Here is an 18,808-nt window from a genome sequence, read left to right as displayed (position 1 = left end):
TTAGATTATGATATATAGAAGAATGAAGTAAATTAACGTTAATCGTTGCTGATCAATCCTAACAAAGTGGCAGTTGATACTTTACACGCTTTAAAACCTTTTATTGAAACGGTTAGATTATCAAAGGTAGAGAACGGATATCTTATCCTTTTAATGAGGTTTAGTTACTGGCGGGAGGAGAAACGATACAGACTTTTAAAAAAGGCCAACGTGCTTTAAAGAACTAGTTTGTCCAATATGAAGTGAAATTCATTCATCAACAATTTGGAATAGCTGTTTAAAAAGAAACATAGTTAGAAATCCATAGGTTCCTTTTAAAGAAAACCAATCTTTGTACCAGAACTAAAACTATTTCTCAAATCGAAGAGCTTTCTGAAGATTGAGGATTTGATTTTGAATAGTTGAGAATCCTTCTATTTTAGGTACGTGTTTCTCAGTTGGGTATTGATTGTTATCTACAGCAATAGCCATTGTTTCAAAAACATAAAGCAATTGAGCAAGGTCCTTATCTGGAAGAGTTGGTCTCTCATAATATTTGAAGCTAGATTCAAGATAATATCCTATTTGGTTTACTGAAAATATAACGGGCCATAGAGATTCTAATTTGTCCTTATTACTAAATAGTTCACCTAAAGCTGTATCATATACTGTTAATAAATTAACTAAATTAGTTTGCATTCTGTCTCTTTCCCTGGACTCTTCAAAATTTATACTTTGATTATTTTTTGAGAATAAACTCAATAAAAACTGCCCTTGGCTTCGAATCGTAGTAGCAGTAAAATGGTTAAGAACACTAGAAGCTGATTTTCTTCCAACTAAAAATATGCCAATGAGCCCAATAATAATACCTACTATAATATCTGTAATTCTTACAGTAGCAAAGAAGGAGAAATCATATACTTTAGTTGAATATTCGGCCATAACCAAAGCAGATGGAGTAAAAAACATAGCAGCTATTCCATAATTTCGAACAATAAAAAGTTCTGTAAGAAACGTTAAACACAAAATAATAAAGGCAACCATGTATCCATTGTGTACAGATACAAGAATTGCACTTGCTAATAGTACGCCAATAATGGTTCCAAAAGTTCGTTGAACTGCACGATGGAACGTTGCTATAACTGTTGGTCCAGACATGACCGCAGCACAAGATAAAGGGACCCAGTATGATCGATCAAAACCGAACGAATAGGCAATAATAGAAGCAAGCATAAGAATTATTCCAAATTTTATAGCAGAGAGAAACACGATTGAATTTTTATCAAAAGCATTTAGAAAAATGGTTTTGAGAGAAGGCTTTGAAATTTTTACTTCTTGCTGTATTTTATCAATAGGTTCATTTAGTATTTTACCGGCATTATGAATTTTCACGGATAAGTTTTCCATCTCTTCACCTACTCCATGTAACTTTGAAATGTTATCCGTCTTTTGCTTTTTAGATTCGATAGCATGAGCTAAATTTCGGACAGATTGTGTTAATTCAGACGGTATTGTTAGATTTTTCTCCACGGATAAATCAAGAGCCTCTAAAAATATTCGATTAGCCTGTTCATTTAACAGAAACAACCTTTTAAATATGTTTGTCTTCCTCTTAGAAGAATAACCTGCTAATAACATATTTTCTGCTTGTTTCATCACTAAAACTGTTTGATGTCTTGCAATATCAAAATTTGCTTTACCAATTGAAGCTAAGAAATAGGCTAATTCTACGTATACTCTTTTTATGGCAGCTGTTTCAGGTCCATGAGGAGATATAAACCAACCTGCCATACAAATTATCCAAGATAGTCCACCTCCTAAAAAGACAAAGCCGCCACGCAAAAGAGCAAGTGCTGGATCATTAGGCATACCAGTAGCCATTGCAAAACTTAAGACAAAAAATAGGGCAGAGGGTCCAGTAATCTTTAAAGCCCCAAAAATAAATATGGCTATGGCCCCAATGAGTCCCATAACTATAGCAGTTCCGAGTGGATAGGGAGCTAAAAGGGAGCCAAGGACCATAGATAAAGACATTCCTAGCATTACACAAAAAATTCTTTTAGCCCTTTGTGCATAGGGTTGGTTAAATACATAAAGGTAGGTAAACGCTCCAATACTAGCTAGCAAACCATACTCTAGATATCCTAAAGAAAATCCAATAACGATAGGTAAAGCAACAGCTATTCCAGCATTTAAAGCCTTTATCCAAGGGAAAGGGTTCTTTTTTATTTTAAAAGCTTGTTTAAACGTTGTATGAATTATATTCAATTTAGGATGAACAGATGTTGATGGTTTTCTTTGTTGATTTTTGTTCATTCTACGATCTCCTTTTCAGAATATGTCACGTCATGTTTTGTATGATTTTTTAATATGGTAGTAGAGCAATTCTTTATCATGATTATAGAAAATCCTGTGAAAAATTAACTCCTAGCGTTATCGTTTATTCTTTGTCTTTAAGGTGGGACTATGTATGATAAGTTCATATCGTTCAGTTTTTCTCATCTAGACGATACAGATATACTTCAGTATAGTGTAAAAGCCATGTCCTACTTATGATAGGACATGGCTTTCTTTAATTCATATACCGATAACTTACATTATGGTGACTGAAAAACTATACGATATTTATTGTTTCTTCTATATAACGGAACAGATTAGATGAGTATAAAATTAGTTATACTTTTTAATTTGATTATTTGACGAATAAAGATTTATCTTAGGATTATTTGTGTGATTCTAGGTTACTTAAAATCTTAGAAATGCAAAGGAGAAAGTCCATACCTACTTATAATGAGAGGACGTAGGGCTACAAGATGGATTTTCTGTATTCGTTGATTGCGCTAACTTCGTTAAATAGTAGCATTCTTCTCTCATCATGTGATCTGCCATTAAAGCGGAAAATGTACTGAGCATTACGTTTGATAGTTCCAATTCTTCTATCTCATGAAGAAATACTTGAAATAATTCTATTTCTAACCTAACGTCTTTGTTCATTTTCTTTAATGCGGGAAAGGATTCGAGATTCGTTCTTAAATATCCAGTCAATTCTACAGCTTTCAGATAAAAATGTTCAAAGTGGGTAGAGAACTGCATACTCTTTTGCTTTAGTTTCTTTTCTACTGCGTCAAGACTATCGGAAATAGCTCCAGCATGCCCTGCAGCATCTAAGGTCCATAGTAAATGATGGTGAAGTTCATGAAAGATAGGTGGAACTTGTTTTTGTTCTAAGTAGCTAAGAATTAATAAATACTCATCAAGTTCATTGACCATATGGTTTAGGAAAGTAGGTGTAAGATGAATAGTAAAGTCAGTTGTTAAATGCTTTTTTAGTAAGGATAATTTAAATTCTTTGAGTGCTAATGCTTGGGCTTTAGCCTCCATTGTAAGCTTCTCTATATTATTAGGTGGACCCTTGATGCTGTCTAACAAAGTACTAAACGATTGAATAAACGTTTTAGCTACTTGTATTTCTTGTTTCTCTTTTTCTGCTAAAGAATCTAAGATAAATTGTGAATGGTCTTTCAAAACTTGAATCCAAAATGTATGTTCAAAAATTGCATTTTGAGTATAGCTACTATTCATTGTTTTCCTCCCTTAATAAGTAATAAGATAGCCACCTTTTATATATATTAGAGAGAACCTATTTTAATGTATAAGAGAAAATTTAGAACATTTAAGTTATGTGTTTTATATAAACAACTAATTAGCTATAAATCATATATACATAAGACCGCTTACTATCCCAATGGATAGTAGGCGGTCTTTGCTATGGGTATGACCATTATTTATAAGCGGCTAAAGCCTTCCCTATATCCTAAAAGATCATTATATCAATGAATATCATTTTTAGTTAACTGACCTAGGAGTAAACATACTTCCATTTTTAATACCTTTTTTATTTGATACATATAGTCTTCTCAATTTTCTTATTAAATAAGAGGTATGTAAAATATAGGCGCTTTCTTTTAAAAGATAGATATTACAAATATACGGAAAATAATCCCACTGCATCAGAGCTGTGGGATTGTCAACATGGTACTATTATTATCTGTAATTTGGCAGGTCACTTAGATGTAGACTTTCTAGAAAATAATGATGAGTTAAGAAGTTTTTCAAAATACACTTATAGTATTTTTTCTTGATGAACGTAACCCATTTTAGAAGAAATTAAAAAAGCAGCATCTTTAACAATTTTTTGGTAATTTGTTATGTTTTCTTGAGAAAATCTACTCGTTGGTCCAGAAATCGAAAGAGATGCCTTGACCACTCCGTTTATATCAAAAATGGGTGCTGAAACAGCTGAAGAGCCGACTTCTTCTTCATCAATACTACTACAAGAATAGACTGTTTTTATTTCTTCCAATTCGCTCATTAACTGTGGTCTGGGATTAACTGCAGTTTCTAAAACCATTTGGATAAACTCTTCATTTTGAAAAGCAAGTATTGCCTTTCCTCCAGCACCTGCCCATAAAGGGTGTTTCACGCCAATTTTTATACTATGACTTATAGTATTAAGGCCTAGAGATTGCTCAATACATACTCTATAGATTCCTTCTAAAGTATGTAAGTTAATGGTTTCTTTTGTTTCATCTCGTAATTTTTCCATAATAGGTTTTGCAATAGTTTTTAACTCAATGGATTTACCAGCTATATGACCCAAATAATAAATTTGTTTACCAAGTTTATATTTAAGTGTTGATAAATCTTTTTCTACATATCCATTTTGTTCTAGGGTTGCCAAAAGTCTAGTTGTTGTAGATTTAGCTAATCCTATCTTTTCTGAAATTTGAGTTAAATTTAATTCAGGTTGTTCTTCATTAAAGCAAGCAAGAATATCCAACGCTCTTTGAACGGTTCGTATTCCTTGTCCTCCATTTTCTTTTTCTAATGGCATCTTTTCATCATCCTTTTATGTTTAATAAAATGGTTTGTTGATTAAAATGAATTCCACTAGTTGGAACTTGTTTACATCCTACCCTGAATTTTATTTGCAATCAAGTTTTTTTAGATGTCATTCCTTTCCCCATTAAAAGTGACTATAACTCAATAATTAAGAACTTTTTAGATAGTTTTTCGAAAATTTTATATTAATAAACTATTGAAAAAATAAAAAAATTGATATACAATCACTTTAAAGTTTCATACAGTGTAATCACATTCCACCCAATGGAATTTGGATGCGAAGTTTGATGAGTATAAATAAACAAAAAAAGGGGAGACCATCAATTATCTGTAATTAGTTGTCGAAAAAAACCAAAAATGAAAGCGTTTATACTGTTTTTATTTAAACCCAAAATAATTGACAAACTATCATTTAGAAAGATAGGTGATAAAACATGATAAAAACGACTGTAAAAAAAGCACATCCTTATATTAGTGGGGAATGGGTTGAAACAAATCGTGAAAGTGTTTTAATTAAAAGTCCTTACTCCGGAGATGTAGTTGGTGAGCAAGTACTCGCAACACAGGAAGATGTAGAAAATGCTTTGGCCTCTGCTTACGCATCAAAAAAACAAATTGCTAATATCCCTTCTTATGAACGAGCAAAAATTTTAAAGCGGGCAGCTAGCTTACTAGAACAAGAGAAAGAGAGATTTGCCGGACTTATTTCTCTTGAATTAGGAAAACCTTTAAAAAACACGCTTGATGAAGTATCTCGTTCCATTGAAACATTAGAATTATCAGGTGAAGAGGCGAAACGCTTAATAGGAGAAACATTGCCTGGTGATGCTTCTGAAAGAGGAACAAAAGCGATTGCTTCTACTTTTCGGGTACCTGTTGGTGTCGTTGCTGCTATTACACCATTTAATGCTCCCCTAAATCTTGTTTGCCATAAGGTTGGCCCAGCATTTGCAGCAGGAAATAGTGTGATTTTGAAGCCGGCTCCTCAAACGGCGTTGATTGCGACTGAATTGTTAAAGTTATTATTGGAGGCTGGGGTTCCTAAACATGCTATTAATATGGTGCTTGGCGGAGTGGAAATTGGACAGCAAATTGTAAAAGATGACCGCATTAATGTGATCTCTTTTACCGGCGGGGTAGTGGCCGCTAGGAATATATGTGAATTAGCCAATATGAAAAAAGTACTTCTTGAGCTTGGTGGAAACGCTTCTACTATTGTTCATGAAGATGCGGATTTAAAGCGTGCTGCCACTTTGTGCGCAAGAACAGGCTTCAGTAATTCAGGACAAAGCTGTATTTCTGTCCAACGAATTTATGTACATCAATCAATTATTCCAACATTTACGGACCTGCTAAAAGAAGAGGTATTAAAACTTAAAATCGGAGATCCTTTATTACCAGATACGGATGTTGGCTGCTTAGTCGATGAAAATGCAGCGAAACGGGTGATGAATTGGATCAATGAATCTGTTCAGCTAGGAGCGACTGTTGTGTGCGGAGGCAAACAACAGGGTGCAACAGTAGAACCAACAATTTTATTAAATCCTCCTAAACATAGTAAAGTCGTTTGTCAGGAAGTGTTTGGACCGATAGTAAGTATTATTCCTTATGAAACCATTGAAGAAGCCATTGCAGAGACCAACGATTCTTCCTTTGGACTTCAGACAGGGCTGTTTACAAATAAAATGGATTTAGCTTATAAAGTCGCCCACTCACTAGAAGTCGGTGGTGTCGTGATTAATGGGACGTCGAATTTCAGACTAGATCATTGGCCTTATGGCGGTGTGAAGAATAGTGGAATTGGGCGTGAAGGTCCTCGTTACGCGATTGAGGATATGACAGAAACAAAAATGATAGTATTCCAGCTTCCTATTAACGAATAGAGAACGTTAGGCGTCCTGGTGTAAGCGTTAACAAGGGTGGGGGAAGGATAATGGAGGGTGTCAGTAATGAATTGCTTCTATGATTCTTCCTTTCACTAAGTATAAACAGGCCTTTGAAGCAGGTGTTGCAGGAAAGCGTAAAAAAATGATTCTGAATTTTAAGGAGGAACAAAAACAATGAACAATCTCATCTCTCATCAATTAGTCAAGTATTTAGAAGATAGAGGAGTCGAACATATCTTTGGTCTTTGTGGACATACAAATATTGCGGTTTTAACAGCCTTGGAAAATAGTTCAATCAAATTCGTCAATGTTAGACACGAACAAATATCTGCCCATATGGCTGATGGGTATGCGAGAGTAAAAAAACAAACGGCTGTTTTATTAAGCCATTTAGGACCTGGCTTAACCAATGCTGCTACAGGAGTTGCTAACGCAGCTTTAGATTCGATTCCAATGGTCGTGATTGCCGGGGATGTTCCAAGCCACTACTATGGTAAACATCCTCATCAGGAAGTTAACTTACATGCTGATGCTTCACAGTATGAAATTTATCGTCCGTTTGTTAAGCGTGCATGGCGTGTAGATCGTCCTGATTTATTTCCTGAAATTATGGAGAAGGCTTTTCAATTGGCGGAAAGCGGAAATCCGGGTCCGGTCTTAGTATCAGTACCAATGGATATTTTCTCGAAAGAAGTAGATCCAGCGTTATTTGAGAAGTTAAACCATAATACGAAAATGCTTAATAAGCCTTCCATTGATGAGGTTACAGCGAGAAAGATTATCCAAACTCTTGTAAATGCCCAAAATCCTCTCTTATATGTAGGTGGAGGGATTTTGCTAGCAGATGCAGCTCAGGAACTGAGAGAATTAGTCGACCATTTGAATATTCCAGTTGCTCATTCTCTTATGGGGAAAGGCGCCGTTTCCGATGACCATCCATTTACATTAGGGATGACAGGCTTCTGGGGAACGAAGTTTATTAATGATAAATGTAAAGAAGCAGATTATATTTTTGCCTTAGGCACTCGTTTTGCTGAAGCGGATAGCAGTTCATGGGAATCAGAATATACCTTTAACTTCCCGCCTACGAAATTGATTCAAATTGACATTGATCCAAGCGAAATTGGCCGGAACTACCCAGTCGAAATTGGAGCGGTAGCAGATTTAAAACAAGCATTAACTGTGCTAAATCGTGTGGCAAAAGAATTAGTTCCAGAAGGATTACAAAATGAGGAGCTTAAACAAGAAATTGCTTCTTATCGAGAAGAATTCAAAAAAAGTAATCAAAAATTTATTACAGATAATTGTTTCCCAATGCAGCCTCAGCGCATCTTAGAAGAAGTGCGCGACGTTCTTCCGAAAGATGCGTACATTACAACAGATGTAGGCTGGAATAAAAACGGAGTAGGACAGCAGTTCCCAATTTATGAAGCAGGCAGTATTTTAACACCTGGCGGTTTCGCTACAATGGGGTTCGGTGCTCCAGCGGCTCTAGGAGCAAAAATTGCTCATCCGGATAAAGTAGTTGTTTCGTTGGTAGGCGACGGCGGTTTTGGGCAGAATCCTGCCTTACTTGCAACAGCGGCTGAAGAAAATATTCCAGTTGTGTGGATTATCATGAATAATTATGCGTTCGGTACGATTGCAGGATTACAAAAAGCCCATTATGGAACAACTCTTGGTACGTTGTTTGAAAGAGATGGAAACCCTTACTCTCCTGACTATGCAGCTATCGCAAAGGCTTATGGGGTAGAAGGAATTAAAATTGAAGCAGCGAAAGAATTTAAACCTGCTTTACAACGGGCCATTGAGTCAAATAAACCAGTTGTCATCGATGTAGCCATGTTAAACAACCCTGTTCCAACCTCTGGACATTGGAATATAATGGATATTTATTCTCCGGATAAGAAAGTTCATCACGTATCTGTTTAAATCTAAAAAATACTCTACACTTGGAGGGATAAAAGAAGATGACAAATCGATTTTCCTTAGCCCACCTTACAACACTTGGTTGCACACCACCAGAGATGACTTACCTTGCCGCGAGAGCTGGTTATGATTTCGTCAGCCTTAGACCCATTTATATGGGTCTACCTGGCGAGCCTAACTATGCGTTAGCTGAAAATAAACAGATGATGCGGGAAACGAAAGCTGCGCTTATTGAAACAGGCGTAAATCTTCTTGACATCGAACTAGCACGTATCTGTGATGACGTTGATCCAAAGGAATATGTACCTGCTATGGAAGTTGCGGCTGAACTTGGCGGACGCCATGTTCTTAGTAGTATCTGGACGAACGATCGCAATTTGTATATGGAGCGTTTTATCGAACTTTGCGAGCTGGCTAAACCGTTCGGACTAACCATAGAATTAGAGTATGTTCCTATTGCGAGTGTGACAAATCTTGCGGAAACTCTTAATGTTCTTCGTGCAGCAAATCAGGAAAATGCTGGTCTTATGATCGATATCCATCATTTCCACCGTGCAGGGGATAAGATTGAGGATTTGGACGCAGTACCACACGAATGGTTCCGTTTTCTCCATCTTTGTGATGCACCTGCGAAAATTCCGGCATCAAAAGAAGAGATGATCAAAATTCTTCGTGAGGAACGTTTGTACATAGGAGAGGGGTGTATTGATATTGCGAGTATCGTGGAGCGTATTCCTGAGATTCCTTATTCAATTGAGCTGCCGCACAATAAACGTGCTCAAGAGTTAGGATATGAGGAACATGCGCGACGTTGCTTGCAGACTGCGAAGGCGTATTTCGAAGCTTACTCGTTTCAGAAGCGTTAGTAAGCGCAGGGTGAGTAAATGTATATGAATTTTGAAAACGTGGTCTCACCTCGCAAAAACGTGATGAGTCTGAATATGAAAATGATTTCTATAAATATAACATCAACTTAAGCTATTGAACCATATTACGTGGAATCAACTAAAAACTGTATTGAATGGGGAGATAACGTTTATTTGTATTCGTTAGATATTTGCTTATCGTTATAGAATGATGGAAATGCCCATTCTATTAAAACAAAGGAGGAGATAATATGAAAAAAATTCTGATGTTACATGGAATCAATCATGATATGTTTGGAAAAAGGGACCCTGTGCAATATGGTACAATCACCCTTGAGCAGATCAACGAGCAACTAAATGAACTAGCGAATGAGTTAGATGTTGAAATAGAGTGCTTTCAGACTAATCATGAAGGTGAGATGTGTGAAAAAATTCATCAAGCTTTTCTAGAAAATAAGGATGCCGTTATCATCAATGCTGGTGCATGGACTCATTATAGCTATGGGTTGCGTGATGCTCTTGCAATTCTTACTGCACCAATTATTGAGATTCATATGTCCAATATTCACGCAAGAGAAGAGTTTCGTCATCATTCGGTTTTTGCTGAAATTGCAAAAGGTCAAATTTGCGGATTCGGGGTGGAAAGCTATCTTCTTGGTTTAAGGGCAGCTGTAGCGGCGGTAAAATAGTCTAATTGTAGAGGGGCAGCCTATCAATACCGGCATGTTCCTCCCTTGTTTGGGAACCAGTGAAATTTGTACACGAGGTTCAATCGAAGTGAAAAAACTGAATATTTAGTATAATGGTGTTAGTCTAAGAAAGAAAAGAGGTGGATAAGAGAAAGGAAATGTTATAAAAACAAATACAATAAATTGATAGCGGTTACAAAAATCACTTGGTTTTTGTAAAATTTCATTCTATATAAAGTCCTAAGAAGATAGGATGCTAAAACATTTTTACTTTTTAACTTTAAAGAGGTTGATTTAAGTAATCCATGTTTCAGCCTGTGAGTATTAACTATTCCAATTATATGAATACCTGTACGATCTAAATTAACCGGTCTTTTAGAAAACTTTTTCCGGTGGATAGGGGTTGTTGGAAATGTATATAAAGACAGCACTAAGTATGTATACAAGTTATCTTTTACTAGGTATGGTGAATATCATACTTATTTCAAATATGACTTCGTTAACGGGTCAGTGGAGTACGGACAGCGCTGGGATTAGTTATATTATTTCTGCGATTGGGATTGGAAAGTTACTTACTTATGCGTTATCAGGGCGTCTATCAGATAAGTTTGGAAGAAAGCCTCTGGTTATTTTTGGGGCTTTCGGTTTAGCCATTTTCCTGGCAGGCATTCCGTTGGCTCCAAGCTATCAAATTGCATTTGCTCTTGCGCTATTGGCGGGATGTGCCAATTCAGCACTTGATGCAGGCGCGTATCCAGGTTTAGTTGAGATTTTTCCAAAGTCGGCCGGATCTGCTAGTGTAATGGTCAAAGCTTTTATGGCAGTGGGCACAGGACTTTTGCCATTAATGATTTCGTTTATTGCAAGTAAGGGAATGTTTTACGGGTATGCTTTTTTTATACCGGCTGCTGTTTATTTTCTAAATATGTTGTTCCTGATTACGGTTCCTTTTCCAAATCATCGAACAGTGCAAGCTTCCGAAATGGATCAGTCCAATGGAAGCACCAAGTTTCTCTCTGAACCAAATTTTAAGAAAGAGGGGCTTGCCCTTGTAGTTATTGGCTTCACTTCTACCGGTCTATTTACTGTGGCTCAAATTTGGCTGCCTTCTTTTGGTCAACAAGTGCTAGGGATGACAGAAGTTCAATCAATTAAATTACTCAGCTACTACAGTGTCGGGATGTTCGTATCTGTCTTATCACTAGCTATATTATTGAAAAAATTCTTGCGTCCTGTTACAGTCCTTGTGATTTATCCCATCATTACATTTACTTCAATTGTCGCTATTTTAACAATTAGGTCACCTGAAATCGTATCGGTAGCTTCTTTTTTTGTCGGGTTTTCAACTGCTGGTATTTTCCAACTATCAATTGCAACGATTAATGAACTATTCTGGAAAAGGAAAGGAACCGCGACAGGAATTCTGGCTACAGCAGGGGGACTTGCCTCTGTCGTTATGCCACTTGTGACAGGGTTTATGTCAAAAAGCGGTAATATTAAGTTTATTTTTATTTTTGATGCATTTTTGTCAGTCATTGGTTTAGTATGTGCGTTATTTGTTTTTTACCGTTATAGAAAGTTAGTTGAGGGACATAGGGAAATAGAGTTCAACAAGGGTGATGAAAAAGTAATTGATAAAATGTCTTAAAGGACAATCTTTTGAATCATTGACGTGTCAGAAGACAAGTATGATTTGAATTTATCTGATGAGCGAGAGATGGCTAAAACTTTAGGATGCAACCATATCTTATTGAGATTTTACAATCATTTAGTTAAGTAAAACTTTCATGCTCCAACGAATGATAAAATAGGAGTGAACAAAAATGAAATATATAGAAATCGGAGGAATTGATCGTGCGTGCTCACAACTTATTTTAGGAACTTCGAGCTTCTCACCGGACCGTAGGGCTCTTTCGTTTAAAATGATAGACGCATTTGTAGAACAAGGAGGAAACACGATAGATACAGCATATCTTTATGGCCAGGGTAATGCTGAGCTTACGTTAGGTATGTGGCTAGAAGAAAGACAGAACCGTAAAGATATGTTCATTATCAGCAAAGGTGGTCATCATTTTGTAAATAAAAATGGCCTTCATGATGGACAGAAAAAAAGAGTCAATACGAAAGATATTACACATGATTTGATGATAAGTCTTGAGAGACTTAAAACGGATTATATAGATCTGTACTTGCTTCATCGTGATGATCCATCCGTACCAGTGGAGATACTTATGGATATGCTCCAAGATTTTAAAAATAGTGGTCATATAAAAGCATTTGGGGTATCCAATTGGTCAACTGAACGTATCGAAGAAGCGAATAAATATGCTGATAAAAAAGGGTATAATCGTTTACTTGTGAATAGCCCTTCGTTTAGTTTAGCCCAAATAAACGAACCTCGTTGGCCAGGAACTGTTTATGTGGACAAGACGGATCTTAAATGGCATAAAAAAATGAACTTCCCACTTTTTTCATGGGCTTCCCAGGCAAGTGGATTTTTTACAGGACGCTTTTCACCTGAGGACAAATCAAACAAAGATATCGTTCGAGTCTACTACAATGATACTAACTGGGGACGCTTACGAAGAGCCAATGAGTTAGCTAAACAAAAAGGAACCAAATATAAGGCAAATCATATTGCTTTGGCATTTGTACTAAATCAGTCGTTTCCTTCTTGTGCTGTAATAGGGCCACAAAACATAGAGGAGTTAAACTCAAGTATCCAAGCTCTAGAGATTCAATTGACTTCAGAGGAAAAACAGTGGATTAATGTTGATTCAAATATTGTTACAAATTCATATAAACTATTTTGAGTTCTTTTTTCAAGAACGGATGGCAAGAGTTTAAAGAAGGAGTTGCTGCAGCAACTCCTCTTTCATTGTACTAAACGAGTGAATAAAAAAAGGTTTGAGAGTATGTAATAGAGCTGCCTCTGCATTTTATTGATAAAGTATCTGGCATTTTGTTTTTTTACAATGATTGTAGCCTTATCTATCCGAAAAAGTATGGTTTATAAGAAAATTAAAATATAGCCAATGTCTTTCTAAAGATAAAATATACACTATTAACCCTGTTAATCATAAGTTTACCCTCCTAAAATGTTTCTAGCTTATTTTACATGAATGTTATAAAGTGGTATTACAGGAGGAATGATGGGGTTGAATTTAGGTGAGCAATTAAAGAATTTAAGAGAATCAAAAAATATGTCTCGAGAGGATCTCGCTAAAAAAATGAATGTATCTAGAGAAACGGTTTATAAGTGGGAAAATAGCGAATGTTATCCTAATAGTCAAAACCTTTTAAGGTTAAGTGAGATATATGAGACAACAGTTGTTAAACTAATTAAGGCTAATTTCTTAACCTCGCAAATTGAGGAAACTGTGGATAAAAGGGAAGAGAATATTTTTAATATTTTGTTTTATATAGGAATGGCAATCATATTTTTTGGTTTTTTACTTGATTTACTCTTTGGTTTATCCATCTTTTTTGTAATTTTAAATATTTTAGGAACTCTAATTGTCTGTTTTCCAAAAAAATTGAAGAAGCACATATTTCACATCATTATAGTCTTCAAAAAAAGCTTTAATTAACAATAACAAAAGATCTTGGTCAAACAGTACCAAGGTCGTTTTCCTATAAGCTACATTATGTGAACTTACTTTGTATATCACATTCAGTTCTCTACTTTTCTAAAAAAGGTACATCATCTTTATTTTGTTCGTAAGGGTGAAATTATTTACCCTTTTTCTATAGAGTCGTAAATCTAACATATTCAAGATGTAGGATTACGGAATGTTTTTACATCATTCAAAAATTTATTAGCAAAAAACGTTGACAGAAAAAATTATAAGTATTACAATTATCTCATATTCAAGATACTTTAATTCGAGATATTTTGAAAGGAGGAAACTAAATGCAGAGGAAATGCACGAATTTGCCCTTTTTGGTATTAATGCAAACATCTAAAGCAGTTCATGAGAGAATCAAGGAAGAGATGTCAAAAAATAAGCTAAATATAATGGAATTCTCTGTTTTAGAGGTGCTTTACCAAAAAGGGAAACAAACGATTCGCCAAATTGGAGATTATATATTGGTCTCAAGTAGTTCGATGACCTATGTTATAGATAAACTAGAACAAAAAGGTCTATTAAGTCGAAACGCCTGTCGAGAAGATCGTCGCGTCGTCCATGTTACATTAACAGATGGTGGAAATAAATTAATGCAAGAAATCATGCTGAAACATCAGAAGGTAGTTGACGATATGTTTGATTCATTAAATTCTGACGAGGGAGAAACACTGGTCCATCTTTTGAAAAAGGTAAAAGATAAAGTTTAGACATTATTTTTTTAGTATATTATCTCGAATTCGAGATAAAAATCATTTAGGAGGGTTTGACATGATAAATGTTGGTTTACTCATCATTCGTTTGGTAATTGGTTTACTGTTTGTTGGCCACGGCGCTCAAAAATTATTTGGTTGGTTCGGCGGTCATGGTTTAAAAGGTACAGGAGGTTGGTTTGAATCCATTGGGATGAAGCCAGGAGTAAAAATGGCTCTTTTTGCAGGATTAGCAGAACTTATTGGAGGAATTTTGTTTGTATTAGGACTTTTAACTCCACTTGCAGGAATTATCATTGCAGGAACAATGGTAATGGCTATTGTAAAGGTGCATGGTCCAAACGGATTATGGGCAACAAATAATGGATATGAATATAATTTAACTTTACTTGTTGTTGCGGTAGGCGTAGCTTTAACAGGTCCTGGTCAATATGCTCTTGATGTATTTTTATTCTAAATTATATTGAAGTAGAGATTTTTAGGATTGAAATGATTATTATTAGATTCTTAGCTTATAAGCCGGTATAAAATAAAGTATCAAGTTGTTTTAATAACTAGATTTTATATGACAAAGGAGTGTTAAAAATGAGTAAAAAAACAATGGGTATTCACCACATTACAGCAATCGTAGGGCATCCACAGGAGAATGTTGATTTCTATGCAGGTGTTTTAGGTTTACGTTTAGTTAAGCAAACCGTCAATTTTGATGACCCAGGTACGTATCACCTTTATTTTGGAGATGAAGGTGGTAAGCCAGGAACCATTATTACTTTCTTTCCATGGGCAGGGGCTCGCCAAGGTACGATAGGAGCCGGTCAAGTAGGCGTCACTTCTTATGTAGTTCCTAAAGGTGCTATGGAATTCTGGGAAAAAAGGCTAGAAAAGTTTAACGTTGCGTTTACTAAAATGGAACGCTTTGGAGAACAATATATAGAATTTGATGACCCTCATGGTCTTCACTTAGAGATTGTCGAAAGAGAAGAAGGCGAACTTAATACATGGAGTTTTGGCAATGTAACACCTGAAGTCGCTATTAAAGGATTTGGGGGAGCAACTCTACTATCAACTCAGCCTAATAAAACAGCAGAATTACTAGAAAAGGTAATGGGTCTTGAATTAGTCGGTAAAGAAGAAGATTTCGCTCGTTACCGTTCTACAGCTGATATAGGAAATATTATTGATCTTAAATTGACTCCTGTTGGCCGTGGACAAATGGGTGTCGGTACCGTACATCATATTGCATGGCGAGCTATTGACGATAAGGATCAACTAGATTGGCAAGAATATATTGCAGCAAATGGATATGGTGTTACACCTGTACGAGACAGAAATTATTTTAACGCAATTTACTTTAAAGAACATGGTGAAATCCTGTTTGAAATTGCAACTGATCCTCCAGGATTTGCTCATGATGAATCACAAGAGACAATGGGCGAAAATTTGATGCTTCCATTACAATATGAGCCTCAGAGAGAGAAAATTGAACAAGTGTTACTACCGTTTGAAGTAAGAGAACTAAACTAACGTTGCGAAAGGGATGATTTCTTTGCTTTCAATTGAGCCAGGTTCTATGTCGGAAAGAGAAAATTATAAATTTCTAATAGGAAGCATTATACCTAGACCTATTGCTTTTGTTACAACAACTTCAAAAGACGGTATTTTGAATGGTGCTCCATTTAGCTACTTTAATATTGTATCATCGAACCCTCCTATGATTTCTCTATCTATTCAACGCTCCGAGGGGAAACAAAAGGATACAGCAAGAAATATCATCGAGTCTAAGCAATTTGTGGTGCATATTGTTGATGAACAAAATGTTGAAAAAATAAATAAAACAGCTGCAAGCCTTGCTCCTAATCAAAGTGAGATTGAGTTAGCTAACTTAACTCCAGTCGAGAGTGTAAAGATTTCTGTATCCGGTGTAAAGGAAGCGAAAATTCGAATGGAATGTTCATTAGAGCATTCCTTAGAATTGGGAGGTTCAGATTCCCCTGGGTGCGACCTGATGATAGGAAAAGTCGTTCAATTTCATATTGAACAGGATATCTATAAAAATGGAAGAATCGATCCTAATGGATTGGCTGCAGTAAGTCGATTAGCTGGAGATAATTATGCGAAAATTGGTGAAATCTTTGAAGTCAAAAGACCCAAATAATTCTTTATAAAATCCCATGGAGGAAACGGAGAGGATAAAATGCAAAAAACAGCAGGTATCCATCATATCTCAGCGATGGTAAACGATGCTCAACGAAATATCGACTTTTATGCAGGCGTCCTTGGGTTACGACTTGTTAAAAAAACCATTAATTTTGATCGACCGGAAGTATATCATCTTTATTTTGGGAATGAAACGGGTCAACCAGGTAGTGTTATTACTTTTTTTCCATGGGCTAAACAGCTAAAAGGTCGAATTGGGACGGGACAAGTTGGGGTGACTAACTATGTTATACCAAAGGGTTCGTTTACATTTTGGGAGAATAGATTACGAAAGTTCAGAGTTGAATTTACTTCTTCCATTCGCTTTGGTGAAAAATATTTACACTTTAATGATCCTGATGGACTTCAACTTGAATTAACAGAACGAGATGAAGGACCGAAGAACACTTGGAACTTTGGGGGAGTTCAAGCTGATCATGCCATTAAAGGGTTTGGTGGTGCTGTTTTGTATTCTTCACAGCCTCATAAAACAACTCACGTGCTAGAAAATATTTTGGGATTAGAATGCATGGGCCAAGAAAAAGAATTTCTTAGATTTAAATCTGAAGGTGCTATAGGGAATACGATCGACATCCGGTTAAATCCTTCAGTTCGGGGATTGATGGGAGCAGGAACGGTCCATCATATAGCATGGCGAGCTAGTGATGAAGAAGATCATCAAAGATGGAGATCACTTCTTCTAGAAAACGGATATTATCCAACTGAAATTCTCGATCGAAACTACTTCAAAGCTCTTTATTTTCATGAAGAAGGGGGAATCCTCTTCGAAATAGCAACCGATCCACCAGGTTTTTCAGTGGATGAATCTACCAATGAACTTGGAAAAAAACTTATGTTGCCATCTTGGTTAGAATCAAAAAGAGAAGAATTAGAAGAAACCTTACCGCAAGTGGAGGTTCATGTTCTGGAGGGGGATAAATAGTGAAGCATATTTTCAATAAAGGAAAAGATTCAACAAAACCAACATTATTATTACTGCATGGTACTGGTGGAAATGAATTAGATCTGTTGCCTATTGCGGGAAGAATTGATGATGAGGCTTCTGTCTTAAGTGTTCGAGGAAATGTATTAGAAAATGGAATGCCTCGATTCTTCCGAAGATTGGCTGAAGGGGTATTTGATGAAGAAGACCTTATTTTCCGCACAAAAGAATTAAATGAATTTCTTGATGAGGCAGCAGAAGAGTATAGTTTTGACCGCAACAATATTATCGCTATTGGATACTCAAATGGAGCGAATATAGCAGCTAGTTTATTATTTCACTACAAAAATGCCTTAAAAGGTGCCATTCTTCATCACCCTATGGTACCGAGAAAAGGGATTGATCTTCCGGACTTATCAGATAAGTATGTGTTTATTGCTGCTGGGACAAATGATCCGATTTGCTCGCCCATGGAATCAAATGAACTTCAATCCTTATTAGAAAAGGCTAATGCGAATGTAGAACTTCATTGGGAGAATAAAGGTCATCAATTGACAATTGAAGAGGTAGAAGCTGCAGGCCAGTGGTATCAAAAAATCCAGTCAAAATAGTGTAAATGAGTAGGTATGACATTATACCTTGTGATAAATGGAAGCAAAGTGTTCACAGTCAATCAGCTAATTACTCGAAAATCCTTGAATTTAATACAATAAGGATGTTTTGTGAACAATCACTTTTAATAAGGGGTACCACATTGAGGGGATGATTCACTCACCCGGATTTAGATAGGTATCAATTAAATTCGCTTAATCTACCTTAAAAATAAGATGTTTACAAAATTATATCTCAAAAAAAGCGCAAACTTGTTGATTAATAACGGGGGTGCGCTTTTTGATTACTGATGGCCGAGTAAATTAATAAGAATCATTATATATTAAAGTATTCTTTTATTTTTATAATGAATAGATAGTAACAATAGGGGCACGACACTGAGGATAGAATACATAATAAGCAAAGATTTTTAGTCTGTTATTAATATTTTCAAACAGGTTTGGTACCTGTATTTAATCTTGGCAAAT

General features: G+C 35.9%; 16 protein-coding genes. 13 read left to right on the top strand and 3 right to left on the bottom strand.

Annotated features, from left to right (window positions below):
• Positions 1-348: 348 nt before the first annotated feature.
• From BM012_RS17530 to BM012_RS17520, 3 genes are all read right to left on the bottom strand, one after another.
• Complete coding sequence (locus tag BM012_RS17530) at positions 349-2,295, bottom strand: FUSC family protein (RefSeq protein ID WP_061806069.1); 1,947 nt, start codon at positions 2,293-2,295, stop codon at positions 349-351.
• 465 nt (positions 2,296-2,760) lie between these two features.
• Positions 2,761-3,561, bottom strand: a complete 801-nt coding sequence (locus BM012_RS17525) for a DUF2935 domain-containing protein (RefSeq protein WP_061806070.1) — start codon at positions 3,559-3,561, stop codon at positions 2,761-2,763.
• Between the two features lie 541 nt (positions 3,562-4,102).
• Complete coding sequence (locus BM012_RS17520; protein WP_061806071.1) at positions 4,103-4,873, bottom strand: IclR family transcriptional regulator; 771 nt, start codon at positions 4,871-4,873, stop codon at positions 4,103-4,105.
• A gap of 442 nt (positions 4,874-5,315) precedes the next feature.
• On the opposite strand from BM012_RS17520, the gene BM012_RS17515 reads away from it, so the two are divergent.
• The 13 genes from BM012_RS17515 (at position 5,316) to BM012_RS17455 (ending at position 18,340) form a co-directional block, all read left to right on the top strand.
• Entirely contained in the window at positions 5,316-6,764 is a 1,449-nt protein-coding gene (locus BM012_RS17515; RefSeq protein ID WP_061806072.1) for an aldehyde dehydrogenase family protein, read from the top strand.
• Positions 6,765-6,941: 177 nt separating this feature from the next.
• On the top strand, positions 6,942-8,699 hold the full coding sequence (locus BM012_RS17510; protein WP_061806073.1) for a thiamine pyrophosphate-binding protein: 1,758 nt from the start codon (positions 6,942-6,944) through the stop codon (positions 8,697-8,699).
• A gap of 38 nt (positions 8,700-8,737) precedes the next feature.
• A complete protein-coding gene (locus tag BM012_RS17505) occupies positions 8,738-9,562 on the top strand; it encodes a sugar phosphate isomerase/epimerase family protein (protein ID WP_061806074.1) in 825 nt (274 codons plus the stop codon).
• Positions 9,563-9,813: 251 nt separating this feature from the next.
• Complete coding sequence (aroQ, locus tag BM012_RS17500; RefSeq protein ID WP_061806075.1) at positions 9,814-10,251, top strand: type II 3-dehydroquinate dehydratase; 438 nt, start codon at positions 9,814-9,816, stop codon at positions 10,249-10,251.
• A 412-nt stretch (positions 10,252-10,663) separates the two neighbouring features.
• Positions 10,664-11,899 carry an MFS transporter gene (locus tag BM012_RS17495; RefSeq protein ID WP_061806076.1) on the top strand — a complete coding sequence of 412 codons (1,236 nt, stop codon included), beginning with the start codon at positions 10,664-10,666 and terminating at the stop codon, positions 11,897-11,899.
• Between the two features lie 175 nt (positions 11,900-12,074).
• The gene (locus BM012_RS17490; protein WP_061806077.1) at positions 12,075-13,064 is read left to right on the top strand and encodes an aldo/keto reductase; all 990 of its coding nucleotides are present in this window, start codon (positions 12,075-12,077) and stop codon (positions 13,062-13,064) included.
• Between the two features lie 345 nt (positions 13,065-13,409).
• Positions 13,410-13,841, top strand: coding sequence for a helix-turn-helix domain-containing protein (locus BM012_RS17485; RefSeq protein WP_064505053.1), 432 nt, complete (start codon positions 13,410-13,412; stop codon positions 13,839-13,841).
• Positions 13,842-14,164: 323 nt separating this feature from the next.
• Positions 14,165-14,587, top strand: coding sequence for a MarR family winged helix-turn-helix transcriptional regulator (locus tag BM012_RS17480; RefSeq protein WP_061806079.1), 423 nt, complete (start codon positions 14,165-14,167; stop codon positions 14,585-14,587).
• Between the two features lie 61 nt (positions 14,588-14,648).
• A complete protein-coding gene (locus tag BM012_RS17475) occupies positions 14,649-15,047 on the top strand; it encodes a DoxX family protein (protein WP_061806080.1) in 399 nt (132 codons plus the stop codon).
• Positions 15,048-15,175: 128 nt separating this feature from the next.
• Positions 15,176-16,114, top strand: a complete 939-nt coding sequence (locus BM012_RS17470) for a ring-cleaving dioxygenase (protein WP_061806081.1) — start codon at positions 15,176-15,178, stop codon at positions 16,112-16,114.
• 22 nt (positions 16,115-16,136) lie between these two features.
• Complete coding sequence (locus tag BM012_RS17465) at positions 16,137-16,745, top strand: flavin reductase family protein (protein WP_061806082.1); 609 nt, start codon at positions 16,137-16,139, stop codon at positions 16,743-16,745.
• A gap of 39 nt (positions 16,746-16,784) precedes the next feature.
• Complete coding sequence (locus BM012_RS17460) at positions 16,785-17,729, top strand: ring-cleaving dioxygenase (protein ID WP_061806083.1); 945 nt, start codon at positions 16,785-16,787, stop codon at positions 17,727-17,729.
• Positions 17,729-18,340 carry an alpha/beta hydrolase gene (locus tag BM012_RS17455; protein ID WP_061806084.1) on the top strand — a complete coding sequence of 204 codons (612 nt, stop codon included), beginning with the start codon at positions 17,729-17,731 and terminating at the stop codon, positions 18,338-18,340. The genes BM012_RS17460 and BM012_RS17455 overlap by 1 nt, the downstream gene beginning before the upstream one ends.
• Positions 18,341-18,808 lie beyond the last annotated feature (468 nt).

Source organism: Priestia endophytica DSM 13796 (assembly GCF_900115845.1).
In the GTDB taxonomy this organism is placed as follows: Bacteria; Bacillota; Bacilli; order Bacillales; family Bacillaceae_H; genus Bacillus_I; species Bacillus_I endophytica.
The sequence above is the reverse complement of the archived record's forward strand: the minus strand, read 5'-3'. Positions and strand labels throughout refer to the sequence as shown.